Annotated in this window: 26 protein-coding genes and 16 pseudogenes; 20 read left to right on the top strand and 22 right to left on the bottom strand. The window is 70.5% G+C overall.

Annotated elements, in window-relative coordinates; translation table 11 throughout:
• The first annotated feature begins 555 nt into the window (after positions 1-555).
• The gene (locus C7T91_RS33140; RefSeq protein ID WP_108257565.1) at positions 556-981 is read left to right on the top strand and encodes a cell division protein FtsX; all 426 of its coding nucleotides are present in this window, start codon (positions 556-558) and stop codon (positions 979-981) included.
• On the opposite strand, the pseudogene C7T91_RS34305 reads toward C7T91_RS33140, so the two are convergent.
• A pseudogene (locus tag C7T91_RS34305) lies at positions 894-1346 on the bottom strand (NAD(P)/FAD-dependent oxidoreductase); the annotation flags it as partial. The gene C7T91_RS33140 and the pseudogene C7T91_RS34305 sit on opposite strands and share 88 nt — an antisense overlap.
• On the opposite strand from C7T91_RS34305, the gene C7T91_RS34300 reads away from it, so the two are divergent.
• On the top strand, positions 1258-1551 hold the full coding sequence (locus C7T91_RS34300; protein WP_407943251.1) for an MOFRL family protein: 294 nt from the start codon (positions 1258-1260) through the stop codon (positions 1549-1551). The pseudogene C7T91_RS34305 and the gene C7T91_RS34300 sit on opposite strands and share 89 nt — an antisense overlap.
• A 567-nt stretch (positions 1552-2118) precedes the next feature.
• Here the strand turns inward: C7T91_RS34300 and C7T91_RS38885 are convergent.
• A pseudogene (locus C7T91_RS38885) lies at positions 2119-2394 on the bottom strand (LysR substrate-binding domain-containing protein); the annotation flags it as partial.
• 152 nt (positions 2395-2546) lie between these two features.
• On the opposite strand from C7T91_RS38885, the gene C7T91_RS00445 reads away from it, so the two are divergent.
• Complete coding sequence (locus tag C7T91_RS00445; RefSeq protein ID WP_236638013.1) at positions 2547-2717, top strand: universal stress protein; 171 nt, start codon at positions 2547-2549, stop codon at positions 2715-2717.
• A 182-nt stretch (positions 2718-2899) separates the two neighbouring features.
• Here the strand turns inward: C7T91_RS00445 and C7T91_RS34295 are convergent.
• Positions 2900-3127 (bottom strand): annotated as a pseudogene (locus tag C7T91_RS34295) (thiamine pyrophosphate-binding protein); the annotation flags it as partial.
• Positions 3128-3234: 107 nt separating this feature from the next.
• Between C7T91_RS34295 and C7T91_RS00435 the strand changes: the two are divergent.
• A pseudogene (locus C7T91_RS00435) lies at positions 3235-3564 on the top strand (adenosylcobinamide-GDP ribazoletransferase); the annotation flags it as partial.
• Positions 3565-3761: 197 nt separating this feature from the next.
• On the opposite strand, the gene C7T91_RS37645 reads toward C7T91_RS00435, so the two are convergent.
• A complete protein-coding gene (locus C7T91_RS37645) occupies positions 3762-4163 on the bottom strand; it encodes a glycerol-3-phosphate acyltransferase (RefSeq protein ID WP_269100120.1) in 402 nt (133 codons plus the stop codon).
• Between the two features lie 160 nt (positions 4164-4323).
• Between C7T91_RS37645 and C7T91_RS00425 the strand changes: the two genes are divergently transcribed.
• The 5 genes from C7T91_RS00425 to C7T91_RS34275 all read left to right on the top strand — a co-directional run bounded on the left by C7T91_RS00425 (position 4324) and on the right by C7T91_RS34275 (position 7547).
• On the top strand, positions 4324-4767 hold the full coding sequence (locus tag C7T91_RS00425) for a calcium-binding protein (RefSeq protein ID WP_108257563.1): 444 nt from the start codon (positions 4324-4326) through the stop codon (positions 4765-4767).
• 674 nt (positions 4768-5441) lie between these two features.
• Complete coding sequence (locus tag C7T91_RS34285; RefSeq protein ID WP_108257562.1) at positions 5442-5669, top strand: NAD(P)H-hydrate epimerase; 228 nt, start codon at positions 5442-5444, stop codon at positions 5667-5669.
• Positions 5666-6379 (top strand): efflux RND transporter periplasmic adaptor subunit, encoded by a 714-nt coding sequence (locus tag C7T91_RS34280; protein WP_108257561.1) that lies wholly within the window; start codon positions 5666-5668, stop codon positions 6377-6379. Before C7T91_RS34285 ends, C7T91_RS34280 begins: the two co-directional genes overlap by 4 nt.
• A gap of 146 nt (positions 6380-6525) precedes the next feature.
• Positions 6526-7092 (top strand): inositol monophosphatase family protein, encoded by a 567-nt coding sequence (locus C7T91_RS00410; RefSeq protein ID WP_108257560.1) that lies wholly within the window; start codon positions 6526-6528, stop codon positions 7090-7092.
• A gap of 161 nt (positions 7093-7253) precedes the next feature.
• Positions 7254-7547: a hypothetical protein gene (locus C7T91_RS34275; protein ID WP_236638056.1), complete on the top strand. Its 294-nt coding sequence runs from the start codon at positions 7254-7256 to the stop codon at positions 7545-7547.
• Here the strand turns inward: C7T91_RS34275 and C7T91_RS34270 are convergent.
• Both C7T91_RS34270 and C7T91_RS00400 read right to left on the bottom strand, forming a co-directional pair.
• Positions 7518-7652: pseudogene (locus tag C7T91_RS34270) on the bottom strand (polysaccharide biosynthesis/export family protein); the annotation flags it as partial. The gene C7T91_RS34275 and the pseudogene C7T91_RS34270 sit on opposite strands and share 30 nt — an antisense overlap.
• Positions 7653-8027: 375 nt before the next feature.
• Positions 8028-8381, bottom strand: a pseudogene (locus C7T91_RS00400) (carboxymuconolactone decarboxylase family protein); the annotation flags it as partial.
• Between C7T91_RS00400 and C7T91_RS00395 the strand changes: the two are divergent.
• Positions 8380-8811 (top strand): BtpA/SgcQ family protein, encoded by a 432-nt coding sequence (locus C7T91_RS00395; RefSeq protein WP_236637892.1) that lies wholly within the window; start codon positions 8380-8382, stop codon positions 8809-8811. The pseudogene C7T91_RS00400 and the gene C7T91_RS00395 sit on opposite strands and share 2 nt — an antisense overlap.
• Positions 8812-9808: 997 nt before the next feature.
• Here the strand turns inward: C7T91_RS00395 and C7T91_RS34265 are convergent.
• A complete protein-coding gene (locus C7T91_RS34265; RefSeq protein ID WP_108257559.1) occupies positions 9809-10384 on the bottom strand; it encodes a benzoate/H(+) symporter BenE family transporter in 576 nt (191 codons plus the stop codon).
• Positions 10385-10394: 10 nt separating this feature from the next.
• Positions 10395-10655 carry a hypothetical protein gene (locus C7T91_RS34260; RefSeq protein WP_236638055.1) on the bottom strand — a complete coding sequence of 87 codons (261 nt, stop codon included), beginning with the start codon at positions 10653-10655 and terminating at the stop codon, positions 10395-10397.
• Between C7T91_RS34260 and C7T91_RS00385 the strand changes: the two are divergent.
• The 3 genes and pseudogenes from C7T91_RS00385 to C7T91_RS34250 form a co-directional block, all read left to right on the top strand.
• A pseudogene (locus C7T91_RS00385) lies at positions 10624-10914 on the top strand (molybdopterin dinucleotide binding domain-containing protein); the annotation flags it as partial. The gene C7T91_RS34260 and the pseudogene C7T91_RS00385 sit on opposite strands and share 32 nt — an antisense overlap.
• Before the next feature lie 43 nt (positions 10915-10957).
• Positions 10958-11290 (top strand): annotated as a pseudogene (locus C7T91_RS34255) (HupE/UreJ family protein); the annotation flags it as partial.
• A 47-nt stretch (positions 11291-11337) separates the two neighbouring features.
• Entirely contained in the window at positions 11338-11952 is a 615-nt protein-coding gene (locus C7T91_RS34250) for a phage major capsid protein (protein ID WP_236638012.1), read from the top strand.
• A gap of 144 nt (positions 11953-12096) precedes the next feature.
• On the opposite strand, the gene C7T91_RS00370 is transcribed toward C7T91_RS34250, so the two are convergent.
• Complete coding sequence (locus C7T91_RS00370; RefSeq protein ID WP_236637891.1) at positions 12097-12336, bottom strand: NAD(P)/FAD-dependent oxidoreductase; 240 nt, start codon at positions 12334-12336, stop codon at positions 12097-12099.
• A gap of 19 nt (positions 12337-12355) precedes the next feature.
• On the opposite strand from C7T91_RS00370, the gene C7T91_RS38880 reads away from it, so the two are divergent.
• A complete protein-coding gene (locus C7T91_RS38880) occupies positions 12356-12844 on the top strand; it encodes a helix-turn-helix domain-containing protein (RefSeq protein WP_108257557.1) in 489 nt (162 codons plus the stop codon).
• Between the two features lie 776 nt (positions 12845-13620).
• Here the strand turns inward: C7T91_RS38880 and C7T91_RS34240 are convergent.
• The 4 genes and pseudogenes from C7T91_RS34240 to C7T91_RS00355 form a co-directional block, all read right to left on the bottom strand.
• Complete coding sequence (locus C7T91_RS34240; RefSeq protein ID WP_236638054.1) at positions 13621-13851, bottom strand: hypothetical protein; 231 nt, start codon at positions 13849-13851, stop codon at positions 13621-13623.
• Between the two features lie 45 nt (positions 13852-13896).
• A pseudogene (locus C7T91_RS38260) lies at positions 13897-14013 on the bottom strand (hypothetical protein); the annotation flags it as partial.
• Between the two features lie 116 nt (positions 14014-14129).
• Positions 14130-14633, bottom strand: a pseudogene (locus tag C7T91_RS37640) (FGGY-family carbohydrate kinase); the annotation flags it as partial.
• Positions 14634-14836: 203 nt separating this feature from the next.
• A complete protein-coding gene (locus tag C7T91_RS00355; protein ID WP_108257555.1) occupies positions 14837-15148 on the bottom strand; it encodes an ATP-binding cassette domain-containing protein in 312 nt (103 codons plus the stop codon).
• On the opposite strand from C7T91_RS00355, the pseudogene C7T91_RS00350 reads away from it, so the two are divergent.
• Together C7T91_RS00350 and C7T91_RS00345 are read left to right on the top strand one after the other, a co-directional pair.
• Positions 15095-15404: pseudogene (locus C7T91_RS00350) on the top strand (IS5/IS1182 family transposase); the annotation flags it as partial. The gene C7T91_RS00355 and the pseudogene C7T91_RS00350 overlap by 54 nt on opposite strands.
• An 8-nt stretch (positions 15405-15412) precedes the next feature.
• Positions 15413-15670 (top strand): hypothetical protein, encoded by a 258-nt coding sequence (locus C7T91_RS00345; protein WP_108257554.1) that lies wholly within the window; start codon positions 15413-15415, stop codon positions 15668-15670.
• Between the two features lie 434 nt (positions 15671-16104).
• On the opposite strand, the pseudogene C7T91_RS00340 reads toward C7T91_RS00345, so the two are convergent.
• Both C7T91_RS00340 and C7T91_RS00335 read right to left on the bottom strand, forming a co-directional pair.
• Positions 16105-16431: pseudogene (locus C7T91_RS00340) on the bottom strand (alpha-D-ribose 1-methylphosphonate 5-triphosphate diphosphatase); the annotation flags it as partial.
• Between the two features lie 443 nt (positions 16432-16874).
• Positions 16875-17102, bottom strand: coding sequence for a tetratricopeptide repeat protein (locus C7T91_RS00335; RefSeq protein ID WP_236637890.1), 228 nt, complete (start codon positions 17100-17102; stop codon positions 16875-16877).
• Positions 17103-17584: 482 nt separating this feature from the next.
• On the opposite strand from C7T91_RS00335, the gene C7T91_RS37635 reads away from it, so the two are divergent.
• Entirely contained in the window at positions 17585-17710 is a 126-nt protein-coding gene (locus tag C7T91_RS37635; protein WP_269099275.1) for a hypothetical protein, read from the top strand.
• Here C7T91_RS37635 and C7T91_RS00320 read toward each other — a convergent pair.
• Entirely contained in the window at positions 17707-18174 is a 468-nt protein-coding gene (locus C7T91_RS00320; RefSeq protein ID WP_108257551.1) for an nSTAND1 domain-containing NTPase, read from the bottom strand. The two genes, C7T91_RS37635 and C7T91_RS00320, sit on opposite strands and share 4 nt — an antisense overlap.
• Positions 18175-18190: 16 nt before the next feature.
• On the opposite strand from C7T91_RS00320, the pseudogene C7T91_RS00315 reads away from it, so the two are divergent.
• Positions 18191-18385, top strand: a pseudogene (locus C7T91_RS00315) (class I SAM-dependent methyltransferase); the annotation flags it as partial.
• Here the strand turns inward: C7T91_RS00315 and C7T91_RS00310 are convergent.
• Together C7T91_RS00310 and C7T91_RS38875 are read right to left on the bottom strand one after the other, a co-directional pair.
• A complete protein-coding gene (locus tag C7T91_RS00310) occupies positions 18360-18653 on the bottom strand; it encodes an ISAs1 family transposase (RefSeq protein WP_236638010.1) in 294 nt (97 codons plus the stop codon). The pseudogene C7T91_RS00315 and the gene C7T91_RS00310 overlap by 26 nt on opposite strands.
• Positions 18653-19114 carry a hypothetical protein gene (locus tag C7T91_RS38875; protein WP_407943237.1) on the bottom strand — a complete coding sequence of 154 codons (462 nt, stop codon included), beginning with the start codon at positions 19112-19114 and terminating at the stop codon, positions 18653-18655. Before C7T91_RS38875 ends, C7T91_RS00310 begins: the two co-directional genes overlap by 1 nt.
• On the opposite strand from C7T91_RS38875, the gene C7T91_RS34220 reads away from it, so the two are divergent.
• Complete coding sequence (locus C7T91_RS34220) at positions 19094-19321, top strand: M15 family metallopeptidase (protein ID WP_330848789.1); 228 nt, start codon at positions 19094-19096, stop codon at positions 19319-19321. The two genes, C7T91_RS38875 and C7T91_RS34220, sit on opposite strands and share 21 nt — an antisense overlap.
• 645 nt (positions 19322-19966) lie before the next feature.
• On the opposite strand, the pseudogene C7T91_RS34215 reads toward C7T91_RS34220, so the two are convergent.
• From C7T91_RS34215 to C7T91_RS00285, 4 genes and pseudogenes are all read right to left on the bottom strand, one after another.
• Positions 19967-20280: pseudogene (locus tag C7T91_RS34215) on the bottom strand (IS5/IS1182 family transposase); the annotation flags it as partial.
• Positions 20281-20682: 402 nt separating this feature from the next.
• Positions 20683-20904, bottom strand: a pseudogene (locus C7T91_RS00295) (thiolase family protein); the annotation flags it as partial.
• A 1006-nt stretch (positions 20905-21910) separates the two neighbouring features.
• Positions 21911-22180 (bottom strand): annotated as a pseudogene (locus C7T91_RS00290) (MBL fold metallo-hydrolase); the annotation flags it as partial.
• Positions 22181-22419: 239 nt separating this feature from the next.
• Positions 22420-22782 (bottom strand): hypothetical protein, encoded by a 363-nt coding sequence (locus C7T91_RS00285; RefSeq protein WP_236637889.1) that lies wholly within the window; start codon positions 22780-22782, stop codon positions 22420-22422.
• A 372-nt stretch (positions 22783-23154) separates the two neighbouring features.
• On the opposite strand from C7T91_RS00285, the gene C7T91_RS34205 reads away from it, so the two are divergent.
• Entirely contained in the window at positions 23155-24633 is a 1479-nt protein-coding gene (locus C7T91_RS34205; protein WP_407943236.1) for a BtpA/SgcQ family protein, read from the top strand.
• Positions 24634-24894: the final 261 nt, after the last annotated feature.

Genomic DNA, 24894 nt, shown 5'->3' with positions numbered 1-24894 from the left:
AAGGCCCCCAGCGGCGCGGCATAGAGGATCGACGGGTCCTTGATCGTCCAGCCCTCGCCCTCGAGCAGCGCATCGAGCCCCGGCGTGTCTGGCAGGATCTGGAAGACCGGTTTCTACCCCCAGGCCTGCATCTGCGCCACCGCCCTCGGCAGGCGCTGCCGGATCGGCAGGCTTGCGCAGCGCTGCCGAAGAGGCAATCCGCCCGGGTCCTGACGCAAAAGGAGCGCGGCAGACCTCCCCCGGGCCTCCGGCATCTCCGCTGCCGGATGGCGGCAACCGACCGCGTCCGAAGCGGCATGGACCAGCGGCATGGCCCGCCAGCGGCATGGCACCTGCGCCCGGACCATAGCCTTGCCGGAGACCTTCGGCCCGGCGGGGCACCAGCCACGGCCCCGGTGACAATCCGGAGCCTCTACGGAGCGCGGCTGCCCGGCCTTTCTTGGCAGGAGAAAAGTTGCGGGGGGCTCCGCCCGGCATTGCCCGAGGCAGGCCGGTGCCGGATCCGGCCGGCGCGCCGATGCGGCGCAGCGCCCTGCCGGCACGACGACGCGGCTGGTGGGGCTCGGCACCGCCGCCATGGCCTTTCTCGCGGTCTTCGCCATCGCGCTGGCGGCAATGCTGTTCCGGCTCGGCGACAGCTGGCGCACCGAGCTGGCCGATACCGCCACGGTGCGGATCACCTCGGCCGGAGAGGCGCGCGATGCCGATACCGAAGCCGCGCTCGAGGTGCTGCGCACCACCCCCGGCATCGCCTCGGCCCGGATCATCCCGGACCTGGAGCAGCAGGCGCTTCTGGAGCCGTGGTTCGGCACCGACCTGCCGCTCGACACCCTGCCCCTGCCGCGGCTGATCGAGCTCGACACCGGCGGCGGCGGCTTCGATGCCCGCGCGCTGGGGCTCAGGCTTGCGGGCGAAGTGCCGTCGGCTTCCTTGCCGAATTCGCCCGCGACCACGCCCGCGACGCGGCCGTCCTCGCCATAGACCAGTTCCGAACAGGCCATGCCCGGGAAGATCTCGACGCCCAGCTCCTCGGCCTGCTCGGCCATCCAGCGGCAGACATTGCCCATCGAGACGATGTAGTTGCCGTGGTTGTTCATCAAGGGCGGCATGGCCATGTTCGGCATGCGGATCTTGCCGGCCTCGCCGAGGACGTAGAAATTGTCCTCCTTCACCGGCACGGTCAGCGGCGCGCCCTTGTCCTTCCAGTCGGGGATCAGCTTGTCGAGCCCGCAGGGGTCGAGCACCGCGCCCGAGAGGATATGCGCGCCGACTTCGGAGCCCTTCTCCAGCACCACGACCGACGGGGCGGAGGGCGTCACGGCGCTGGCGGCGGACAGCGACGGGATCGACGGCTCCGAGGACAATGCCGGGGCCTTCGCCGATGGCGGATCGGTGGCGCGGATGCGCGCGGCGGGGATCGACCCGGCAGCGCATCTCTCGGGCCATGACGCCTGGAGCGCCTTCGCCGCCGTCGGCGACCTCTTCGCGCCCGGTCCGACCGGCACCAATGTCAACGATTTCCGCGCCTTCCTGGTGCACGGACAGGGCTGATCCATGCAGGCGGCGGTGGCGCTGTCGCCCTTCGGCGCCGGGCACCTGCCCGAAGCGCTGGCGCTGTCCCGGGCGGAAGGCTGGCCGCACCGGCGTGCCGACTGGGAGATGGCGCTGGCCCTCTCCGACGGTCGCCAGAACCACGCGCCGCGCCAGCAGGCTTTCGCTGCCCTCGGGCGTGGCGAGCTCGACCCGCAGCAATTCGCCCTCGCCGCGCAGCCCGGACAGGCGGGTGCGGTTGCGGACCGGCAGGGCCAGAACCTTGCGGTACCAGCGCAGGTAGTCCATCCACTGGCCCTTCGGGATCTTGCCGAGCGCGTTCCAGGCGCCCTTGCCCCATTGCGCGGTGAACCAGGCGCGGAAGGTCAGGGCGGGCAGGTCGAGCGCCGGGCCGGTCAGGCCCTTCGGCGAGCGCAGCGTGCGCATCCGCGCGAAGGTGTCCCAGGGGCCCTCGAAGCCCTCGGGCGCGGCATCGACCGCGAGGCTGCGGTCGATGCCCCAGAGCCGGAGGCGGCGCTTCGGCAGGATCAGGCAGAGCCGCCGCTCCAGCGCCAGCCCGGCCAGCGGAACAAGCCGGATGGCCGGATCGCCGAACAGCTCGGCGGCGTTGCGCGGCAGGATGGCGATCCCGGCGCCTGCGCGGACGAGGCAGAGCTGGGCAATGGTGGAATGGCAGCGCAGCGCTCCGGATTTCAGGCGCGCAGGCAGGGCGGGGCATTCGGCGAGCAGCCGTGCCGTGCCGGTATCGGTGCTGAGATGGATCAGCTCTTCCGGGTCGATCTCTTCCGGCGCCGCGGGACCGCCGGCCCGGGCGAAACGGTGGTCTTCATGGCAGGCCAGCACGAAGGCGTCGCCGCCGAGCGCGCGCTGGTCCAGCTCGGGCGAGCTGCGGCGACAAGGCTGCGCTGGCGCCGTTCCTCGCCGATGCCCGCGCGCGGATCGATGTCTGGTGGCAGGAGGAAGTCCTGCCCGCGGCCCTGCCGAAGCCCGAGCCGGTGGCCGAGGCGGTCCCGACCGCCTTCCTCCATGCCCGCCAGGCCTCCGATCCGGACCTGATCGCCATCGGCGCCCATGCCCGCGCGAACTTCGCCCCGACGCTGCTGGGCAGCTTCACCGAAGAGCTCATCCGCAGCGCGCCCGCCGACCTGCTCATCGTGCGGGGCTGAGAGGGGGCTTCGGGGGCGGCAGCAGCTGGCTGCGCCGCCGTCCTGTTTCCAATGCCGGGCCCGGATGTGCGCCTGCCTGCCGCTCGGGGATGCGGAATTCGGCGCGGGGTCAGGTCGCGCGACAGCGCGGCGAGGCTCGGCGCGATGCCGCCGACGATCTCGATCCCGGCGGCATGCATGCCGTGGTCGTTGCGCAGATGGCTGATCTCGATCGCGCGCGTCTCTGCCGGGTCCCAGGGATGGCGCCAGCCGCTGCGCATCTCGATCGGGTCATATCCGAGGCAGAGCACCAGATCGGCCTGCGCCACCAGGGGCAGCAGCGTGCCGTCGGCAAGCGGCGACAGCCCGGCGCCGCCGAGCGCCAGCGGATGCGCTTCCTCCAGCACGCCCTTGGCCTTGTAGGTGGTCACCAGCGGCACGCCATGCTGGGTGCAGAACCGCGCCACCGCCGCCGAGGCGCCCTCGGCCAGCACGTCGAGGCTCCGGCGCGGCCGGCTGGGGCGCCCATGCGGCTGGACTGGCTGCGGGCGCAGCGGCGGGGCTGGCCCTCCTGGTACAGGTGATGATGACCGGGGCGATGCACGAGGACGGGCTTGCGGACTGCGCCGACGGGTTCTGGGGCGGCTGGACCCGGACAAGGCGGCTGGAGATCATGAAGGACAGCCGGATCGGCGCCTATGGCGTGCTGGCGCTGATCCTCGCCATGGGGCTGCGCTGGCAGGCGCTGATCCTGGCGCTGCCGCTCGGGATGCAGGGCTGGGGCCTCTGGCTTGCCGCGCAGATGCTGTCGCGCGCCCTGATGGCCCGGACCATGGCAACCCAGCCCCATGCCCGGCCCGGCGGGCTGGCGGCCTCGGGGACCGAACCGTCAGGCGGCGCTTCCCGCAGTGGCCCGCGGGGGATTGACGGGGAGGGCGCCTGCCGTCTTCCGAGGCGAAGGTCCGCAATGACTGCCGCCGGCCAGCCTGCCGGCCCGGAAGCATGCATGGCGGGCGGCCACCGGCATCGGGCCGGGACGGCCAGGTTGCCGTCGCCGGTCGGGCGCTATTTCCTGCCGATCTTCGGCTCGGTCCCGGCGAGGATGCGCGCGATGTTCGGACGGTGGCGGAGGAAGACCAGAACCGCGAGAACGACGCAGAGCAGCGCCATGTCGCCCCGCCCGAGCGCCCAGGCCCAGACCGGCGACAGGGCGGCCGCGACCAGCGCCGAGAGCGAAGAGATCCGCAGCGCCGGTCGATCGGCGGCGGCGGCGGGCTCGGCGGCTCGGTCGGCCAGGCCTCCTCGGCGGACGGCTCCGACCATGACGACGGCGGCGACAGCGATTGCGACGAAGCGGATGAAGAGGACAACACCGGCTACTGCTTCAATGTCAGCGTCGGGGCCCAAATCGACGACGGAGGCAGCGGCGGCACGGCTGCGGACGGCAACGCCGTGACCATGACCCATGCCGGCCAGATCAACACGCATGGCGACTGGTCGGACGGGATCGTGGCGCAATCGATCGGCGGCGGCGGCGGCCAGGGCGGCAGCTCCACCGCCGAAGGCAGCCAGGGCACGGCGAACATCACCCTCGGGGTCGGCGGACGCGGCGGGGCCGGGGGCAGCGGTGCTGGAGGTCGACGGCCTCGGCGGCGACGACACGGTCGATGGCGGCGCGCTGGAAGCGGGCGCGATCGCGCTGAAGGCCGATGGCGGCGAGGGTGACGACCTCCTCATCGGCGGCGCCGGGGACGACCTGCTGGTCGGCGGCAAGGGCGACGACGTGCTCGAGGGCGAGAAGGGCAATGACACGATGCGCGGCGGGCTCGGCAACGACATCATGGAATGGGACAACGGCGACGGCTCCGACGTGATGGATGGCGGCTACGGCCATGACACCGCCGAAGTGGATGGCGCCGAGACCGCAGGCGACCATTTCGAAATCCGCAGCACCGCGGAGGGCGTCGAATTCGAGCGCATCAATCTCGGCAATTTCACCCTGAAGCCGCGCTGTCGCTCCGCTGGGATGGCGCCGCGCTCGAGGGCCTGCGCCCGGACCCCGGCGGGATGATGGCGGACCTCAATGGCGACGGGACCTACCGCGCCCATCTGGTTTCGGTGATGGCCCGGCGCGCCGTCGCCGCGCCGGGCGGGGCCGATATCCGCTGACCCGCCTTTTGGTGGCCGATTTTTGCCGTGCCGGGCCGGGTTGGCCCGGCATTTGCATTTGGGTCTGCAAATTCCGGCGCTGCCGGTCCGTCCGCCGGGCCGCGGCGGAGCGCCGATGCGAGACGAGGAGACGACCAGGTGAGACTTGGATTTTTGGTTGAGCGCGGGGTTGGGGAGCGGCGTGTTGCGCTTGTTCCCGCGACGGTGCAGCACCAGGTCCGGCCACGCCGCCGCGGCGCAAGCGGAAATATGTTCCGCATCGGTGCCTTTCGCCATGGCTGCCCTGCCGGCAATCCCCCGAAGCGCCGTTTGCATCCTGCCGGGCGCCCGGCCCGGCGGTCGCCAGCCCGCGCATGAGGGCTTGCCCGGCCGTCGTCCCGGTTCCGTCCCCAGCCTCGCGCTTCTCCAACACGCCGCGCCCGGCCCCACCGGAGGATCCGCCTTGGACCAAGGGAGGGCAGCGATCATGAGGGCAGGCGGGCCGGAACGGTTTTCCGCCGTGTTGGGCATCGTGGCGCGATCTTCCCGCCGGTCCCCGCCTCTCGGCACGGGAAGCGCCGCGCCAGCCGGCTTCGGATGGGCGCGCTCGGCGACCGGCTCGGAGAGATCGCCGCAGCGGCGGCCGCCTCCGGGGCGCTGCGGGTCGCGGTGGATCTGCCGTCCGGGCTGGAGACCGACAGCGGCGAAGCGATGGGCGCGGTGCTGCCTGCCGACCTGACCGTCACCTTCCACTGCCGGAAACCCGCGCACGGGCTGCGGCCGGACTTGTGCGGGGAGGTGAAGGTGGTGGATATCGGCCTATGAACAGTTCCACGGAGGGGATCTCCCCCGCGTTGCTGGCCCGTCTCGCGAAGCGGGGGGACCGGCACAAGTACGATTACGGCCATGCGCTCGTCCTTGCGGGCGGGGTCGGCCATGGCGGCGCGGCACGGCTGGCGGCCCGCGCGGCGCTGTCGCTCGGCGCGGTGGCGGCGGCCTCCGGCCTGATCTCCGCCGCGACCGTGCGGATCGAGACCGGCGCGGAGCACCCGCCGCTGGCCGTGTCGGTGACCGCGGTCGTCCTGCAGGACAGCTATGCGGTGCCGCAGGACTTCATCGGCCGGCTCGAGCCGCGCCAGGACAGCCGGCTGGGCTTCGAGATCGGCGGCACGCTGACCGAAATCACCGTCGAGGAAGGCGATGCGGTGGCAGAGAGCCAGATCCTCGCCCGGCTCGACACCAGCCTGATCGACACCGAGCTGGCCGAGGCCCGTGCCGGGCGGGACGCGCTCGCCGCCCAGCTCGACCTGGCGCGGCTGACCTGGGACCGGCAGCAGGCGCTGGCTCCAACAGGGAGGCAGTTTTCGATGCCGTTTGACAGCCATGGCAGGGGAAGCCAGGGGGAGAGAGACCGTCGAGTTGATGGATTCTGCTTGATCCGTCCCTCCCCGTCCGAGCCCTTCGTGAAGCGCCATAATGAAGCTGGGGCCGGAACCGTCCGGCGGACTGTTCCGCCTCCGGGACGATGCGAATGACGCTGCGGCGACCTGCGGGGGCCTGATGAAGCCGCCCGCACGGCAATCCATCGAGCCGGGGGACCGAGGGAAGGTGCAGGACGCAACGGCCGGGCATGCGCGCCGTGCCGGTGACCTGCTGGCCGCGCAGGGAACCCGGCTGATGCATGCGCTGCAGGCCCGCTTCGCCGGGCACGGTGTCGGGCGCCTGGCTGAACGGCAAGCTGCGGCTGTCGGCCACCGACACCGCGACGCTGGAGAGCGCCGACATCCTGGCCAACCGCCTGAGCATGGAGCCGGTGCACTGGCCCGGCGGCGTGCCGCAGATCCGGCGCGAGTTCCGCTCGTCCCTGGCCTACCGCATGGCGCTGGTCGCCGAGGGCCGCTTCGATGCGATGGCGACCTTCCGCGACACCTGGGACTGGGACATCGCCGCCGGCACGCTGATCGCCGCCGAGGCCGGGGCGACGGTGACCGACGGCTTCGGCCAGGCGCTGTGGTTCAACACGCTCGACCGGCACAATCCGGGGCTGGTCTGCGCCAGCCCCGCCGTCCACAGCGCGCTGATGACCCGGATGCCGGGGACTGCCGAGCGGTTCAGGCATGGGCGGCAAGCGGCCGGTCTTCGGCGCCCGATCGGTCCGTGCCGGATGGACGGCGCTCCGCGCGCCGCTGCGACGGAGCCGGAGCTCTGCCCCGTGGCGGCCGAAGGCGAGGCATCGTGCTTCCATTGATCCGCGGAAGATGCCGGAGGGCCATCCGCCGCGGTCCGGACAGCTTCGCGCAGGTCATCCGGTCTCCGGGAAAAGGCCCTGGCCTTCTTCCCGGCCCGGCTCATGCCCCTCCCTGCTTCGGCGGCGAGGCGCGGTCCAGGGCGGCGGAGCGCCCGCCCGGGATGCATCGGCGCCCCAGGCTCCCGGTGCGCGCATGGGGTCCGGCGTCCAGAGGCGCCGAGCGCGGCCTGCCGCCGCCCGTCGACCGCATCGCCCGCGACCCCGCCGATTTCCACCGGCTGCGGTTCGAACACCGCCCCCGAGACCGCGACGCGGATGCCCGCGAAATCCAGCAGCAGCAGCGAGATGTCGGGCGGCAGCTCGTAGAAGCCGCCATCGAGCAGCGCATTGGCGATGTCGGTGCGCACGGCTTCGGTGCTGCGGCCGCCGGCCCGGATCGGCGGCAGGTAGGGTAGTTTCAGCATGCCGTCGCGCGAGACCACGTATTCGCCGGTGAAGGTCTCCTCCTCCGGCAGGCGGAAATCCAGCAGGTCGCCGCGCGACAGCAGCGGACGGAGCATAACGAACGCAGACGGTGGTCGGCATGGCCGGGGCGCATTGCGCTGCGGAATGCGACGTGAGGAAAGGCCCGCCTCGGCCATGTCGCGAGGTGGGGCGACAGCTGCATCCGCAGGCGGTCGGCGGTGCCGAGCTGCGCCCTGATCGCGATGCGGGCGGGAAACCCGCGGATCGAGACTGGCTTTCGAAGGGGCTGGCCCGGCAGCCGGGAAAGCTTGCCGCGGTCGCGGCGGCAAACGTGGGCAGGGCAGCGCCAGCAGTCCGGGTGCCTCCCGGAGCCTCCCGGCTTTCAGTGAGCCGAGCAGACGACGCGTTGCCCCGGGGGACCGCGGCCTTATGGCAGGCCGGTTCCGCCGGGGATCGGCCGCCGACCGGCGGAGGTCATCAGGGGCCCGCACCAGGAGGCCGTCCTCGCCGCCGGGCATGTCCCGGACCGCCGCGATCCGTGCATCGGAAAACCCAAGCGCCCGCGCCCGCGAGACGTGATGCGCCCATTCGTAGTCCGAGCCGAGCCGGACCCCGGTGCGCAGGATCACCACCTCGGAGCGCTCGGGCCCGAGCGCCGTGTCCTTCACCACATGCTGGCGCAGCGGCGCCCAGGCACGCAGCAGCGCCGGGTGATGCGCCATGGTGCGGTAGACGTCGAGCGCGCCGGCAAAGCCGTCCCGCAGGTCGGCGATTCCGGCGGGCCAGTCGGCATCCGCGAGCGGAGCGATCGGGGGCGTGGTCATGGCGGGTCTCCCTTTTGCGCCCAGGAAGCCGATCATCGGCGTGGTCCACCTGGCCGCGCTGCCCGGCGCGCCGCGCTATGACGGCACCCCCGTGCGCGAGATCTATGCCCGCGGCGCCGCCGACGCGAAGACCCTCGCCGAAGGCGGCGTCGACGGCATCATGATCGAGAATGCCGGCGACATGCCCTTCGCGCGTCCCGAGGACATCGGCATGGAAACCGTCGCCTGCCTGACCGCCGCCTGCGAGGAGATCCGCGGCGCGATCGACACGCCGATCGGCATCTGCTGCGTCGCGAACGGCGCGATCCCGGGCCTCGCGGTCGCCAAGGCAGTGGGCGCGAAATGGGTGCGCGTCAACCAATGGGCCAATGCCTATGTCGCCAACGAGGGCGAGCATATTCACCGTCAGGTTGCCGGCCGCGCGGCATGACGGTCGCCTTCACTGGCGCCGGACCTCGAAGACCTGTCCCGGATCAAAGGCTTCCGCTTCCCGCGTAGCGTCATCGGCCATGCCGCTTGGGCGCATCCGGCCCGCAGGTCGTGGCGGTCGGATCCGGCGTGGCGGCTGGATATGGCGGATCTGGATTTCGGCGGGGCCGGAAGATCATGTTGATCTGGGCATGCGCGGCGGGAAACCTCTGCGCCTGCCTTGGCGGCGTGAGCTTGCCCATGCGCTTCCCGCGCTTCCGGGTTGGCCGGCGGGCCCCTTGGATGCGGGTGTTCGGGCCGTCATGCGCCCGGTGCTCTGCCCCCGGGACTGCGGTCGCCAGCTGATTTGTCCAACAACGCCATCTGAAGACGGCGGCCACGGCGCCATTTGCGCCAAGTGGCAACGAACGGATGGAAGATCGCGCCATCACGCCCCGCAGGACGGAAGCCAATTCCGCTCGCCCGACTATTTCAGCACCCTGCTAATGCCCCGTGGCCGATGGCATGGCGGCGATGCCGGCATGCTGCGCGAGGTGGGCGGCTTTGCCGCCGGGCGCCCGGCAATCGATCCGGGGAATCGATTGCTACGGGAATGAGGCCGGCGCCGAGCATGGCGAGCAGAGCGGCGCCCGCCGGCGCAGCGCAACGGGTGCCGCGACCGGGACTGGCGGGCAAGGCGGGAAATCGCCGCGACATGGCCGGCGACCTCCGGGCGGTCGCAGGGATGGCGGCGGCAGCCCCGGCCGATGCGCAGCTGCGGAAAGCGTGGAACAAAGGCCCTTGCCCCGGCCCGCCGATGCGCCGCGCTCGGGGAGGCGGGTCGAAGCAAGGGGGGCGGAGATCAGGAGAGCCGGGCGCCGAAAAGGTCCGGGCAGCTGGAGAGGCTGGGCCAAGGCTGGCTGGAATGGCCGCAATGCGGCCAGAACTCCGCCGCTTCCCAGAACGGTCCTGCCTGAAGCTGGGACGGGTTTCCCCTGCGGCGATGCCTCGGACGGCTCTTAGACCCCATGATCGCTGGGTGTGACCCGCCCCGGCTTGCCCGGAGGGCTGATCGCCGCGAGGTTCAGCCCGTGCCCGCCCATCAGCGCCGCCCCCATGCTGGCCAGCCCGGTGGAGACGAACATCTCGCCGGTCGCGGGCGTGTAGCCGTTCGAGCGCAGCACGGCGAGGCCCGGCACGTTCTGCGAGGCCATGGTGACGATGAACAGCGGCACCGCGATGCCGAGCGCCGGGACGAGATCCAGCACCGGCCGGACAAATTCCGGCGCAGGCAGCGACAGCGCGGCGGCACCGGGCGGCAGGTCGGTCGTCATGGCGACGACGGCCACCGTGACCGCCACCGCGATGAGCACCGCATAGCGCCGCGCGAAGCACCAGCCGGCCAGCCAGGCCAGCACGATCGGCAGGGGCCCGGCCATCTGGCCGCCGCCATGCATCGGCCGCAGATCGGCAGGCGCGCCGATGCGGCGGGACATCACGTCGCTGATATTCGACACCGGCAGCGTCCGGGCCAGCGCCACGTCCTCGGCGCGGGCGCGCGTCCAGCTCTGGCGGATGCGGAATCCTTCGCTCATCTCACGTCTCCTATTCGGTCAGGCCGCCGAGCGCGGCCGCCTCGGCGCGGAATGCGGCGGGCACGTCGCGCCCCTCGATCGCATCCATGATGAATTGCGCGGCCATGGTGGCCATCGCCCGCTCGGCGCCCGGCGTCAGCCCCGCGGCATGCGGCGTCACGATCAGGTTCGGCGCCGTGAAGAGCGGGTGGCGGTTCTTCGGCGCGGGCGGGTTTTTCACGCCCGACGGGCGCGGACGGATGCTGCCGGTCGCGGCCAAGCCCCCGGCCACCGCGGTGTCGCTGGCCTTCCCGCTGCGGCTGAATACCGGGCGGGTGCGCGATCACTGGCACACGATGACCCGGACCGCGATGACGCCGCGGCTGAGCCAGCACATCGCCGAGCCCTTCCTGGAAATGCATCCCGACGATGCCGCGGCGCGCGGCCTGAAAGCCGCCGATCTGGCGGAGGTCACCAGCCCGCATGGCCGCGCCGTTCTGCGGCTGGTGGTGACCGGGCGGATGGCGCCGGGATCGGTCTTCGCGCCGATGCACTGGACCGGGCAGCTGTGTCCTCGCCAGCTACGCCGGGCTTGGGGTCATCCAGATCCTCGAAGGCGCCGACCATCTGCTCTTCGTCTTCGCGCTGTTGCTGCTGATCCGCGATCCGCGGCGCCTGCTCTGGACGGTCACCGCCTTCACCGCGGCGCACAGCCTGACGCTGGCCGCCGCCTCGCTGGGCTGGCTGTCGCTGCCCTCCGCGCCCGTCGAAGTGGTCATCGCGCTGTCGATCGTCTTCCTTGCCTGGGAGCTGTCGCTTCCGCCCGAGCGCCGAGATCCGCTGGCGATGCGGGCGCCTGCGCTCGTCGCCTTCGGCTTCGGGCTGGTGCACGGGCTGGGCTTCGCCGGGGCGCTCCGCGAGATCGGCTGCGCCCGCGCGTCGTGGTCCGCCGTGCGGGCGCCCGCTCCATCCCGATGCCCGCGGGCCAGCTGCGCCATGCCCGCCAGACCGGCAGCGCCACCGCGAGCTACGGCACCGAACTGGCGAAGATCGCCGAGAGCGAACCGAGCTTCGACAAGCTCGACCAGAGCTACAAGAAGCTGACCGCGCTGGTGCCGGTGTCGAACACGCTCCTGCGCCAGTCCGGCATGGGCATCGCGATGATCGTGCGCGACGACATCCTGCGGGTGATGGCGCTGCGCGAGGACATCGCCTTCCTGCGCGGCGACGGCTCCGCGAACACGCCGACCGGCATGCGCAACTGGGCCTCGGTCTGGGTCGCGCGCAGCACCGGCGCGATCCGGGCGATCGCCGCGCGGTGCTGCGGCTGGGCCATCAGGTCGGCCCCTTCGAGCGCGGCCTCGCACCAGACCAGCAGGGCGAAGAGATCAAGCAGTTCCTCTGGGTTGCGGCCGGGCAGCCCGCCATCGGCGCCGATCTCGCGGCGGCAGAGCTCTTCGAGCACCTTCACCGCGGGGCGGACGCGCGGCTCCATGCCCTTCAGCGCCAGCCCGGACTGGATCAATCCGCAGACGGCCTCGAAGGTCGGCAGGCCGGGCGGGGCGCTGCGCCAGCTCTGGGACAGGTAGACGGCATGGCGGGCGATGGCGCGGCGCAGGGCCGGATCCGGCTTCGTCATGGAAGGCTCTCAACCCACCGGATCCAAACCGTGAATCCCGGAAGCCCACGAGTTCTGCAACAATGCCCAGTGCCGCCATGCGCCCCGTGCAATGTCAGTTCACCCGTGAAACCGGCGACAGGGCGCGCGCGAGCGCGTCGTCGCGCCCCTCCATCATCTCGGCGAGGATCAGCCCGGTGGTCGGCCCCAGCGTCAGCCCGTGATGGCCATGGCCGAAATCGAACCACAGACCGTCGTGGCGCGGCGCCGGGCCCACCAGCGGCACCATGTCCGGCAGGCAGGGCCGGTGGCCGTGCCAGAGGCTGTCCGGCACGGCTTCGCCGAGCGGCAGCACGGCCCGCCAGGGCCTGCGCGTGGCCGAGATCGCGCAGCAGGTCGGTCGCCACCGTTCCACGATCTACCGCGAACTCACGCGGAACCGGTGCCGCTTCGAGGATGAACCCGAGTTGAACGGGTATTACTGCTCGATCGCCCATGGATTTGCCGCTGATCGCCGCCGCCGCCGTGCCAAGCTCTTGCGCGACCCTGAGCTGCAGGCGGCGGTCATCGATCGTCTCGCGGCCGGCTGGTCGCCCGAGCAGATTGCAGGCCGGATGCGTCACGAGAATCTGGCCGTCCGGGTCTGCCACGAGACGATCTACGCCTTCGTCTACTCGAAGGACGGCCAGGCCGCCGGTCTTGCCCGCCATGTGACGCCGCGCGGCGTTCCGGTCCAAGCTGCCATGACACCGCGCCGCGCAAAGGCCGGGCCTGCCGTCGAAAGGTTCCGGGCAAAAGCGGCGGGCGCGGAGGGTTTCGGCCCCATGGCCAGGCTTTTCGGTCATCGGGAGGCGGGTCCATGACGGCCGGACGGGGCGGAAGACCGCCCCTGCCATCCGGCAGCATTGCGCGATGCGGCTCCGGCGCATGCCGGAGCTGGGGACGCGCGGAATCTCCGGTCGGGCCGGTCACGCAGCGGCGCGGCCAAGCTCCCGGCCACGGCGTGGGACTGGACACGGCTCGCCAGGGCCTGCGCGCCCGGCAAGGGATCGGCCCCTTGCCCGAGCGCCGCTCGAACGCCGCCGCCGAGACCTTGCCCGACACCCCGTCGCGCAGGACATGCACAAGGCCGTAGGGCGCGCGCGCAGGCGCCAGCGGCTCGGAGGAAATGCGGAAGACAGCATTGGCGCCCAGTTCGCGGAAGAAGCGCAGGTGCAGCGCCCCGGGAGCCGCTGCACCGGGCACGGCACGCGCGGCGGCATCCTCGAAGGCGCGCAGATAGAAGACCGTGCTCCAGTGGCGGTTGGCGTCGATCTCCCATTGGCGGACATGGCCCTCGAGGGCTGCGCCCGCCGTCATGCGCCCTGCCCCGCGGCGGCGCGCAGGAACGCCGGGACCGCCACCGGGCCTCCACCTTATCGAGCATATGTCTCTCCCGTGTCGTCTCCCGGCGCCTTGCCCGCGTTTCGCGTCGGCCAGGCAAGCCGCCTCATCCCTTGGTCAGGACATTAACACGCGCTTTCGTGATCTGAATAAATGTCTGAGGAGGCGCGATTTTCTTGTAAAGAATTTGACGATCATCAGTGAAAATGTGCAAAATTCTTTGCCGATGCGCGGAAATCCGCGGGATCTGAGCGCCTTAGCCCGGCCTTCTGCGGCGCGGCATCAGTGGTCCCGGCGCCGCCCGGCGGGCGTGCCGCAGGCCGGGCAGGCAGATGCCGAGCTGCGGCGCCATGCGCATGGCCGCCTTGGCCGGCGCGCCTTCCGGGGCGAGCCAGCGGGCGAGATCGCGGCGCGGGTCCGGTCCGCCGAGATGGAGCGTCAGTGCCAGCCCCTCGATGCCGGCGGCGAAGCGGTCGTCGCTATGCACGGGGTGGCTGCGGTCGGCGATCAGCAGGCGCGGGCGGATCTGCGCGGCATAGGAGGAGAGCTCTGCCTGCCGATGGCTCCAGAGCGCGTTGACCGGCACGATCCCGGCCTTGAGCAGCGCTTGGAAAACCATGAAGAATTCCGCCTTGTTCGGCAGTTGCACCAGGGCGGTGTCGCCATGGCCGACCCCCGCCTGCGCCAGGCGCGCCGCCAGGGCCGAGGGATCACGGCCCGCGGCGGTGCGGCGGGCAGGTCGAGACCGAGGCCAAGCGCCGCCAGCTGCGCCGCGCCGAAGCCGGTCAGCTCCTCCGTCGCAGGCAGCACGATTTCCGCCCCGGTGACATCGGCGAGGAAGCGGCACAGATAGTCCGAGCGGGTCAGCCCGCCATCGACGGAAATCCGCTTGATGGACGCGTCCGCGGCCATCCGCGCGACGATCTCGGCGGCGCGCAGCGCGATGCCTTCGATCAGCGCCTGCGCCATGTCGGCCCGCGTCGTCGCCCCGGTCATTCCGATGAACAGCCCCGCCGCCGAGCCGTCCCAATGCGGGGCGGCGAGCCCGGCGCGGCCTCCTACACCAAGCAATGGCACACGATCCATCGCCTGCATCATTTCCCGCAAAGCCGCATGCTTCCCGGGCGCCCCCGACGCAGGATCCAGCTTGCCGGATTTCCCCGGCGCACGCCCAGCCGGACGGAAACCGCAAGGCCTGAAAGCTGCGACGGCGCAGCGTCGGACGCCCGAAGTTCCTGCGCGGCATCGCCACCCACCCGGCGCCGCCATGACGGGAGGACGCAGCGCGGTTCCGCGGAGGTACCCGGCCTTGATCGCGATGGCGGCTGGCTGCGCCGGATGCAGGGCATCACCGGACGCGGCCGGGCAGATTTGCGCCGCGCGCGATCGTCGATGCTGTCCCGTCTGCCGCAGCACCGGCGATCGGCTGTTTGCCGGCGCGGCTTGCGGTCCATGCGTGCCGGGGATCAGCCTCAGGCGAGCCGCGGCGCTTCGGCGATGCGGCCCTGGTCGAGCCGGATCACCCGGTCCATCCGCGCCGCCAGCTCGGGGTTGTGGGTGGCGATCAGTGCCGCGGTGTCGCTGTCGCGGACGACGCGCATCATCACCTCGAAGACCTGGTCGGCGGTCTCCGGGTCAAGATTGCCGGTCGGCTCGTCGGCGAGCAGAAGGCTCGGCCGGTTCGCCAGGGCGCGCGCCAGCGCGACGCGCTGCTGCTCGCCGCCCGAAGCACCGCTGGCGACGCCTTCGGCATCCGCAGGTGCCACTCGGCAATCCTGGCGCATGGAGGCACGGGAGTCATTCCGATCCGCAGAAACGGCCGCCTCCGGAAGGAGGACTGCGCTGCGGCCTTGGCCCGTGGCGACATCCTGCGGGCAGCCCGGCGCCTCGGCCAGACAATCTGGAAGAAGTGTCCGGTTACAACATCCGGAGCCGGATCGAGGCCAGCACCCGAGGAACCTCAAGTCCTTCGGCGAACCGATTGCCTCGGGGGGGCCTGGCCGCCAGACCGCCGAAATCCATATCCGCGTAGCTTGTCTTATCCAGAGTTGTGGCTTCCCGTTGATGCGGGCGGCGGCGCAGGCACCGTGCAGGCCTCGGGCGGCGAGGCCACAGACCTCACCGGGTTCCGGGGGCGGTCGGTCGACGGCTCCGATGCGCGCCTGTCGGAACTGGGCTATGCAAGGACCCGCAGCTCCGGCCAGGCCAGCTATTGGTACAACCCGATGACTGCCGCCTGCGCGCGGATGGAGGCGTCGGACGGCGTCTATGCCTCGGTCGTCATGGTGCCGCACGGCGAATGCTGAGGACGGGCCGGGCCTAGGACCGGCGCCGCAAGAGCGCGGCCAGCGCGAGTGCGGAGGCCAGCGCGGCGCCAGCCGGGAGGACCGGCACGGCGGCCGGGGCGAACGGCGCCGTGCCGATGGCGAACCGGAGCGCAGGGCCGGGGCATGCCCAGATGCAAGGCGCGCGGGCCCGATGCATTGCCATCCGCGGATGGGCGCTGCGCCTTGTGCCCGGTACAGCGCGCTGCGGAGGCTGCCGGGCAGCTGGTCGCATTGCAAAGACAAGTTCTGCCAGCAGGGACGGGCAGGATCCGCCGCGATGCGTCGCCGCTGTTTCGTGTCGGCGGCGCTCGCAGGATATGGCGGAAGCCGCGGCGCCCGGGCGCCCGGCGCAGGCGTGCCTTTGCCGGTTTTCCGTCATCGGCGGCGCTGCGCCCTTCGCTCGGCCGTCACTCGGTGACCGTGCGCACGGCGCGCGGCAGGTCGTTCCAGACCTCGGCAAGCCGGAAGGCGGCGAGCAGCAGAGACGCGGGCACGTAATCCGAGGAGACGATGTCGAGCAGCCCGGCTTCGGCAAGCGCCAGCGCCGAGACATTGCCCGAATGCGATCCGCCGCGGACGATGTTGGGCGCGCCCATCATGATGGTGATGCCCTGCGCGCGGCAGGCGGCGGCAGCCTCGAGCGTGGTCGGGAACTCGGCGAAGGCGACGCCCTTGCCGCGCGAGTCCGCGACCTGCTCCGCCGTGGTGTCGTCATGGCTGGCCAGCACCGCGCCCAGCCGGGCCCGCTGTGCGGGCTGCTGCAGGCGCCGGATGGGCCATCGACCGGGGTCGGGACGAGTCCCCGGTCCCGTCCGGTCCGCCTCGGTCGGCGCGGTTTCCGGTGCTGCGTTTCCCGGGAGCTTGCCTGTCGCTCCGGCAGCGTCCCGGCCGGTTGGCCCATGCGGAAAGCGGCAGGCTGTGGCCCTGGGCCATGCCGGAAAGGATCCGCACGCCAGGGCCGCCGACCCGCGCAACTCTGCCCGCCGCATGATGCCCAAACCCTCAGTCTGGGGTTTTCCGCTCACCCAGCCCCGTCGGGGGGAGGCGGCGCGCGAACTCCGGCCGGGCATCTAGTGGAGATGTCGCAAGCCAGGATAGAATGTACCCGTCTACACCCTTTGGGATCGATAGGCTGCGTTATGACATGCAAAAATGATCCGTACGCCGTCGGCGGCCGGATGGGCTATCTCGGCGGCGTCAGATCCGGTGCCGGGCCGCCGAGCTCGGCGAGAAGCGTCGAGAGGCCGAGATCGCCGGGATTGGCGGCCACGGCCTGTTCCAGCAGCTGCCGCGCCGCATCGGGGCCGTCGAGCGCTGCCGCCAGGCGCGCCCGCATCACCCAGGCATCGACATGCTGCGGGTCGAGCGTGGTCACCTCGGCGAAGGCCTGTGCCGCCGCATGACCGTTCAAAAGCCATCTCCACATACCGTCTCCAAGCAGCAGTGCTGTCCATCGGCATTAGTTCCTAAAAATAACCTTCTATTACACGACTCATTACAACAGATACTGACATTGTGTAGACTTCTTGGTCTATTCTAAATCCTCTCAACAACCAACTATAAATTGACTGAAATGTTCTCTCCGCAGGCCTATCGATGCCCTTAGATGTCATTACAAAATCTGACAGATCAACACCATCTGGACCAAATCTAATATTTCCTTCACCGTGAACTATCTGAAATGTGACCTTACTTGACATTGTGCCTGATGAAAACAATAACTGAACTGCGGTCGTCAGCTGATTTGCGCAACAGCGCCGAGTCGAGGTTTCGGTCCTGCATGACGGCCCGTTCGGACCCGATCCGATCGCGATCCGATCGCGGTCCGGGTTGGCGGCGCCAAGGTGGCGCTGCGCCGCCGCGACGCGATGGCCATTCTGGCGGAGCGAGCCCATGGACAGTGCTGCGGAAGAGACCGGCGGCCGGATCACCGGGATCGGCCTGATCGGCGCGCCAAATTGCGGCACGACCTTGCCGGTCAACGCGAGGACCGGCGCCAGCCAGCGGGGCGGCGGCTAGTCCGGCGTGACGGTGGCGCGCAAGATCGGCAGGCCACCCGCCGCGTGCGAGGTCACCTCGGCCAGCATCGGCACGATTTCGGGAATGTCGAATTCGGCGCCGAGGAGCGCTGCGGGTTTGCGGATCACCGCCTCGATCGCCTCCCGGCCGAGCGGCGGCACGTCGATACGCTTGGTGAGCGGAAAGAGGGCCCTGTCGTCCTGGAGCGCCCCGTAATAGTCGGACCGGATGCTGCCGATGACGGACAGGCCCGGCGTTCCGGCTGCCCCGGCGATCAGTTCGGAGAAGTGCTCGGCTTCGGCCCGGGCGGCACGGGTGTAGAGCTCCTCCCCCTGGTCGATGTTCAGCAGGAGCGCTCCGCCCGCTGCCTCCGGCCATGGGCCCGCACCGGAGCATCCGGCGACCCCCCTGCCGTCCGGACCGCGGCACCGTCCCGCCGGGCCGCCACGGCCCTGGCCAAACACGGAAGGAACACGCCGAATGAGCCGCCTGGACAGCATGCTGCGACGCCTGGCCGCCCAGCGGGACGGCCTCGACTGGGCGATCCGGAACATTGCCGGACTCGAGGGAGATGTCGCCGAGCTCGGGCTCGGCAACGGGAGGACATATGACCACCTGCGCGTCCATCTGCCGGGGCGGCGGATCTGGGTCATTGACCGCCTGCTGCAATGCCATGGTGGTCGCCCTTCACCTTGCCGAAGCACGCCCTGGCGTCCGACAGCAGCGAGTCCTGGTTCGCCTTCAGCGCCAGGCACCAGTCGCCGCCGCCCGCGTTGATCGCCGCGACCGTGCGGCGGTTGCAATGCAGCGCATCGCCGGTGACGACCTTGCCCTTCAGCGCGACGAGCCCGAGCGCCTCGATCGCGGCCTCCAGCTCGCCGCCCCGTTCGGCGGGCACCGTAGCCAGCGTAAGCCGCAGACGCGCGGCATAGGCCGAGACCATCATCCGCGTCCGGCCATCCTCCGCGGCATCGCGCGAGCCGCGCAGCACCTTGCCTCGCCGGCGGCAAAGCGGCGCCACAGCTCGGGCTTCGGGTGGTCGGGCTCCAGGTCATCCATGTAGAGCCCGTTCTGGGACATCAGCGTCAGCACGTCCTGGGCGGCCCGGATCAGCGGCGCGGCCTGCGGTGCCTTCAGCGCCAGCCGGAGCGCGCGGAATCCGTCGGTGTCGTCCGGGTCCTCCGGGAAGTTCAGCGCCTGGATGAAATCGCCGACGGTCAGCTTCGGCGGCGGCGGCGCGGTGTCGAGCGCGAGGCTGCCCTGGCCGCCGGTCCGCGCGGCGGAGATCTGCGGGTCTCGGCGCGAGGAGAATGCCGGGACCCGGATCTCTACGGGCTGATCGCCAGTTCCGGTTCGCTCTGCGTGCGCCAGATACGCGGCACGGTGGGGCGCACCTCGACCCATGCCTTCGGGCTGGCGCTGGATGTCAACATCGCGGGCCAGCTCGACAATTTCGCCGACGGGCGGACCCAGCTGGGGCTGATCCTGATCGCCGACTATTTCCACGAGGAAGGCTGGGTCTGGGGCGCGGGCTTCCGCCGCGAGGACAGCATGCATTTCGAGGTCAGCCGCCAGCAGCTCGAGGAATGGCGCGCCGAAGGCCTGATCTGAGGCGCCGCAGACGCGACGTTGCGCCGGTGGCGGAAACGGCCCCGGCAAGGCGGGCGCAGGCAGACCGCCCGCATCGCAGAAGGACAGCTGACCCGTCCCCGGCCTCCCCCGCGCCAAGCGGACCTGCCGGGAGGGACCGGCTGCCAGCTCCCGGCCCTTCCGCCTTGGAGATGAGCTGCGAACGCTCCATGATCGGGTGCCTGCCGTCCGAGGACAGCACGGCGCGACCGGAAGCGCGGTTCGGTGCTGGGCCAGCCAGGACCGGGCGGGCGCTGCGCAGATGGCGCGAAACGCCAGCCGCGATCATCTCGCGCCCGCTCTCCCGAGGACATGGCCGCCGCGGAGGTGCCCGGCGACCGGGTGATGGCCGCGGTGCTGCCGGAGCGCCCCGAGGGCGGCGCGCAGGCGGGATGCATCGTTGTGCCAGCGGCCTCCGCCGTGAAGATTCCCGCCGGGCTGGACATGAACGAGGCCGCCACCCTCCCGATGAACGGGCTGACGGCGCTCTATGCGCTGGAGATCGCCGGGCTCGAACCGGGCGGCACCCTCGCAGTCAGCGGCGGTGCCGGGTATCTCGCCAGTCTCGCCGTGCCGCTGGCGCATCAGCGCGGCCTGCGCGTGATCGCCGATGCCCGCGCGGACGAGGCGGAAACCGTCCGGGTGGTCGACCACGGCCAGGCTCGGCATCTCGCCGGTCGGTACCTCGACCTGTTCCAGCGCAGCGCCGAGCGCGTGGCCGTCATACGGGTTGCCGGGGAAGCTGCGCGCGCGCCGGCCACGAAGCCCTCGTCGATGGTCGTGGCCAGGCTGACCTTGCAGCCGAATTCATGCAGGGCGTGGATCTTGCCGCGGCCCTTCGGCTTCCGGTGCAACAGCCTCAGCACCAGCGCGATCTTCGCCGCCCACCGGCCGCGCAGGCCGCCCCCGGGGATGGCGCCGGGATGGCGGTGCAGGTCGCGCACTGGGCAGGGGGCGCCACGTCCCTCCTCGGCAGGCCGCCTGCGGGACAGGAAGGCGCTACCGGAGGTTCCGGGCGGCGGCGGCGAGGCGGAATTCGCCGCGTGCGCCGTTCGCTCCGCGCAACCGAGACGGCTGAGGCCCGGAATGCGTGTCAGATGCGCGAAGGGCATCTCCGCCTTCTTCCGCAGTTTGCAGGAGATCGCGCCGCCGGCTGTCCCTGCGGTCGCCCGATCCCGCGACGGCCCGCAGATCGATCGCGCCAGCTTGCGCGAAAGCGCCCCGGGACAGCCGCGGGCCTGCGGTTCGCAGGCACCGCAATCCGCCTTGCCGGCCCGGACCGCGTCCAGCACCATCGCGCTGCCGATCCCTCCCGCCGCGGCGATCGCGCAGAGCGCCAGGCCGCTGCGGCCCTGCATCTCGTGGAAGACGCGGCAGACGAGCACCGTGCCCGATGCGCCGATCGGATGGCCGCGCGCCAGCGCTCCGCCGGAGACATTCGTCCGCTCCGGGGCGAGACCGGCGCCTTCGGCACAGGCAATCGCCTGTGCGGCAAAGGCCTCCATCAGCTCGATGATCTCGAGGTCTCCGGCGCGGGCCCGCGCGGTTTGAAGCGCCGCCGCAATCGCCGCGACCGGCGCTATGCCGGGGCGCTGGACGACGGGAAAATTCCGTCCGGCCTGCCCCGCAGGATCTCCGCCGTGACCGCGTCAGCGCGCAGCCCCTGCATCGCCGGAACCAGCCCGATTTGCCGCCCCGGCCATGCCTGCCGGCGCTGTGCCAACCGCACGGTCCGCCCGGCCTGCAGCCCATGCCCCGCTCCGTCCCCATGACGGCGCTGCCCCGCTTCCGGCGCAACCGGATGACCTGGACCGAGATGGGCTTGTCCCCGGCGGCGGCATCGACGGCATGGGGCCTCCCCGCGAACTGCGCTTTCAGCAGCCCCGGACGGTCCGGGCGGCGAAGGATCGGCCGCGCGGCATGACGTCAGCGGGACAAGGGGACCTCACGCCTCGCGCCCGTGAAATGCGGTAGCACCGGTCGAAGGGTCGTAATTTTCCGGCCGCTTCGAGGAAAGCTGCGATGCCCTCCGGCAGGGCATTCAGGGCCGGATTGCCTTCTTGGACCTGCGAATGCGTGCGCGGGTCTTCGGCGGGCCGGCCCGGATGCGGCGGTTTGCGCTGCCGGCATCCCGTCACAAGGGTCGGGATGCGAGGGATGCGGTCGTCATGGTATCGTTGCGTTCCCCGAACTTCGACACTTGGAAGCCGGAATTTGGCTCTTGGTCAGCACGAGCGGGTTCCGCGCAAGGCCGTGGGGGACGGCCGTCGTCCCGGGATGCGCGCAATCTCCGAGGCCGGCGAACTGCGCGGCCAAGGTCTCCGGGTGGCCCGGAAGACGGTGGCCAAGCTCATGGAAGACCAGGCGATTGTCTGCCATTGGCTCGAGAACGATGGCGGGGACATCCGGCATCGCACAGACCCTGCCGTCGCGCCCGGCCGCATCCGGCCGGTCGGCATCGGCGCCGCCAATGGCCCGGACCAGCGGCGCAACCTTGGCAATGCCCGGCGGGGACGGCTGGCTCTGTCCCGGGCCGGGAGGCGCCGGATCAAGTCCGGCGCGGGACAGGGCTCACCCCTGCAGGGCGTCCCACATGTCGCGGTCGCGGGCGGCGGTCCAGACCCGTGGCGTGTCGATGCCGCGGGCCTCGTCCCAGGCGCGCGCGACGTTGAACGGCAGGCAATGCTCGTAGATCGCGTAATCGCCGAATTTCGGATCGCATTCCGCGCGCACCGCGTCCCAGGCCTCCTTCAGCGTGCCGCCGCGCGCCGCCACCCGCGCCACCGGGCGGTAGGTCGAGGCGACGAAATCCGCCGTGTTCGCCAGCGCCCCGGCCACCATTAAAGATTATCAATTAAAGGGATAAAAAAGTAATATACAGGAATAATTAAAAAAGAATTCCCGGAGAGGTAACTCCGGGAAGATACAATAAATTAAGATTAAGTGGTAGGAATCAACGAGCATGTTGCAATAAATAAAAAAACTATTTTTTCTTCCCCATTGTTCTTTCTTATAACAAACCCAAGAATCTAAATTGGATTACTTTCTTTATATATAGTCTGGCCCTTTCGAATAAAACATCAACAATCGGAACTTAAGTTCCGATTGTTGTTTCTTAAAGTCTGGTTGGAGTTTCTTAAGTTTCGATTGGCCTCGTTGATGATCTCGCGGCCATGGTCGCGATACATGATGTTGTTGAAGTGCCACTGCACGTCCGGTGCCACCAGATCGGGGCGGGTCTTGAGGAAGGACATGACCTCCACGCCATGGCCCGCGACCGGACCGGTGCCGGTGGTGTAGTAGCGGAACAGCGCCAGCGCCGCCGCATAGGGCTTGGTGGCGCCGAGCAGCGAGACCGGCTTGACCAGGCGCTGTTTCAGCGAGCTTGCCAGGTGGTCCTGCAGGTTCTGCCCGACGCCCGGCAGGTCATGCACGACCGGCACGCCGATGCTGCGCAGGTGTGCTCGACGCGATGGACCGGGTGGCGCTGGCGCTGGGGCGGCAGCATGTCCGGATCGCAGAGGCCGATCCTCGCGGGCCGGATGCGCTGCATTGCCTCGGCGAATACTACGCGGAGCTCGGCCGCCGCCTGTCCCAGGGCTTCGACGTGAACCTGTCGCGCGACCCGCAGGCGGCGGACATGGTGCCGCCGCGCGGCAGCTTCCTGATCGCCTTCTCGGACGGGCTGCCCGCGGGCTGCGTCGGCGTGAAAGGCACGGGCGGCGAGACGGCGGAGATCAAGCGGCTCTGGGTCGATCCGCTGACCCGCCGCTCCCGAAGCGACGGCGCACCGGACCGCCATCGCGGAAGCGGCCATGACGGGCCTTCGGGAAGGACGGATGATCCGGACCGCGGCCCGTCGGATCGCGGCGGCAAAGCCAGCGGCAGGCGAGGTTGGGATGCCCCCCTCCGCAGGGCCGGCGCCCGCACCGGATGCCGTCCGCCATCGGCCCCGGACCGATGGCGGCACCGGCATGGTCGTGTCTCGGAGGTGGCGGAAATTGGATGGCGGGGCAATCTCCGGGCGAACGGACACCCACCCAGCCGGCGGCGGCAACCGCCAGGGAGAGCGAGGGTTTGGCGGGAAGGCAGTTCATCCCATTGGATCAACGGCCGCATCACCCGCATCGGCCACCGCATGGAGCGCGAGGGCTATGCCGCCGGGCCGGACGGAGTCGGCGGGTCTGTCGGCTCCTTCAGGGACCGGCACTGCGTCCCGATCTGCCGTGGCGGATGGCTTGCGGCAACATTCGGGGCCATGGGCCATGCTTGGCGGCCTCCGGACCGAAGCTCTGCGCGCAAGCGGGGCGGGCGCGGTCCGGGTTCCTTCCCGCCCCCCCGACGCATGGCTGCCGCCGAGACCCGGCCGGACCGTCCCGATCCTGGCCGATGTCCACGTGAAATTCGGCGCCCACGCCATCACCGCCGACCGCACCATCACCGAGCAGGCGACCGATGCCGAATGGTTCGGCGCCGACGTGCTGATCGCCACCGGCCAGCGCACCGGCTCGCCGACGCAGCCCGAAGAGGTCGAGCAGGTCCGCGCAGGCACCCATCTGCCGGTGATCGTCGGATCGGGCCTCAACCCCGAGCAGGTGCCGACCCTGATGGGCGTCGCCGACGGCGCCATCGTCGGCCAGTGGCTGAAGAAGGATGCGGTCTGGTGGAATCCCGTCGATCGGCCGGGAACGGGGCGGCTCCGCCCGTTGTCCCCGTCAGGATTGCCGCGCCTCCAGCGCCCGCGCCGGACGGAAATCTCTCCGAGGACGGTTCGGCTGCAGGGGGGGGCATGGCGGGGCGGTCCCGCAAGGCCGGGCGCCCGTTCCGGGGCAGGCCGAGACAGGAGACGCCCTCCGGCCCGTGCCGCAGATCGAGGCAGGGACGACGGAACCGGAGCCTCCAGGGGTGCGGCTCCGGAATGGCGCGCTATTCCGGTCGGGCACCGGCCACAAGACGCGCAGGGCAACGCCGTCCGGTCCGGGTGCCGGTCCCGCCGTCGATCGCCTGGGAGCAGCGCTGCGGGGTTGGCTCTGGACGGGGGAGCCGGCGGGCCATTTCTCCGGCGCCCTGTCCGCCTGCTCCGCCCCGGCCGGCGGCGCTGCCTGCCCCCGAGATGGGATTGTTGCCGCCCTCCCCGGACGGCATCGCGATGTGCCAAGGTCGTGGTGATGCAAGCCACGGAGGCGGAGAGGACGGCGGGATGGAGGATGGGATGGTCGGGAGTGGATCTGGCAAAGATCGTTTGTCCCGCCCCGGCTTGCCCTAAGGGCAAGTCTCTCAACACTTCCTTCTGAAGCAGACGAGTCATTGGTCTGGCGATCTTTGAAAAGTTCTCAATAAACCTGCGGTAATACCCTGCAAGTCCAAGGAAACTACGAATTTCTGAAACCGTCTTGGGTTGCTTCCAACTTAACACTGACTCCACATTGCTTGGATCTACTGCCACTCCTCCAGACGAGATGACATGACCAAGAAACTTCACTTCGGACAACCAAAATTCACATTTACTGAACTTGGCATAAAGCTGATGCTCACGTAGTTTCTCTAAAGCTAGA

The sequence above is a fragment of the Mangrovicoccus ximenensis genome (assembly GCF_003056725.1).
GTDB lineage: Bacteria > Pseudomonadota > Alphaproteobacteria > Rhodobacterales > Rhodobacteraceae > Mangrovicoccus > Mangrovicoccus ximenensis.
The sequence above is the reverse complement of the archived record's forward strand: the minus strand, read 5'-3'. Positions and strand labels throughout refer to the sequence as shown.

What these genes read in the sequence shown, in the direction of transcription:
- C7T91_RS34285 (WP_108257562.1), top strand. Translation starts at nt 5,442, where the DNA reads ATGGGCGCGCTCGGCGACCGGCTCGGAGAGATCGCCGCAGCGGCGGCC.
- C7T91_RS38875 (WP_407943237.1), bottom strand. Translation starts at nt 19,114, where the DNA reads ATGGGTCGAGGTGCGCCCCACCGTGCCGCGTATCTGGCGCACGCAGAG.
- C7T91_RS34275 (WP_236638056.1), top strand. Translation starts at nt 7,254, where the DNA reads ATGCATCGGCGCCCCAGGCTCCCGGTGCGCGCATGGGGTCCGGCGTCC.
- C7T91_RS37635 (WP_269099275.1), top strand. Translation starts at nt 17,585, where the DNA reads ATGGACAGTGCTGCGGAAGAGACCGGCGGCCGGATCACCGGGATCGGC.
- C7T91_RS00310 (WP_236638010.1), bottom strand. Translation starts at nt 18,653, where the DNA reads ATGGTCTCGGCCTATGCCGCGCGTCTGCGGCTTACGCTGGCTACGGTG.
- C7T91_RS00410 (WP_108257560.1), top strand. Translation starts at nt 6,526, where the DNA reads ATGCGCTGCAGGCCCGCTTCGCCGGGCACGGTGTCGGGCGCCTGGCTG.
- C7T91_RS37645 (WP_269100120.1), bottom strand. Translation starts at nt 4,163, where the DNA reads ATGGGTCATGGTCACGGCGTTGCCGTCCGCAGCCGTGCCGCCGCTGCC.
- C7T91_RS00355 (WP_108257555.1), bottom strand. Translation starts at nt 15,148, where the DNA reads ATGCGCCAGGATTGCCGAGTGGCACCTGCGGATGCCGAAGGCGTCGCC.
- C7T91_RS34205 (WP_407943236.1), top strand. Translation starts at nt 23,155, where the DNA reads ATGACGGGCCTTCGGGAAGGACGGATGATCCGGACCGCGGCCCGTCGG.
- C7T91_RS34265 (WP_108257559.1), bottom strand. Translation starts at nt 10,384, where the DNA reads ATGAGCGAAGGATTCCGCATCCGCCAGAGCTGGACGCGCGCCCGCGCC.
- C7T91_RS34280 (WP_108257561.1), top strand. Translation starts at nt 5,666, where the DNA reads ATGAACAGTTCCACGGAGGGGATCTCCCCCGCGTTGCTGGCCCGTCTC.
- C7T91_RS34250 (WP_236638012.1), top strand. Translation starts at nt 11,338, where the DNA reads ATGCCCGCGGGCCAGCTGCGCCATGCCCGCCAGACCGGCAGCGCCACC.
- C7T91_RS00395 (WP_236637892.1), top strand. Translation starts at nt 8,380, where the DNA reads ATGGCGGGTCTCCCTTTTGCGCCCAGGAAGCCGATCATCGGCGTGGTC.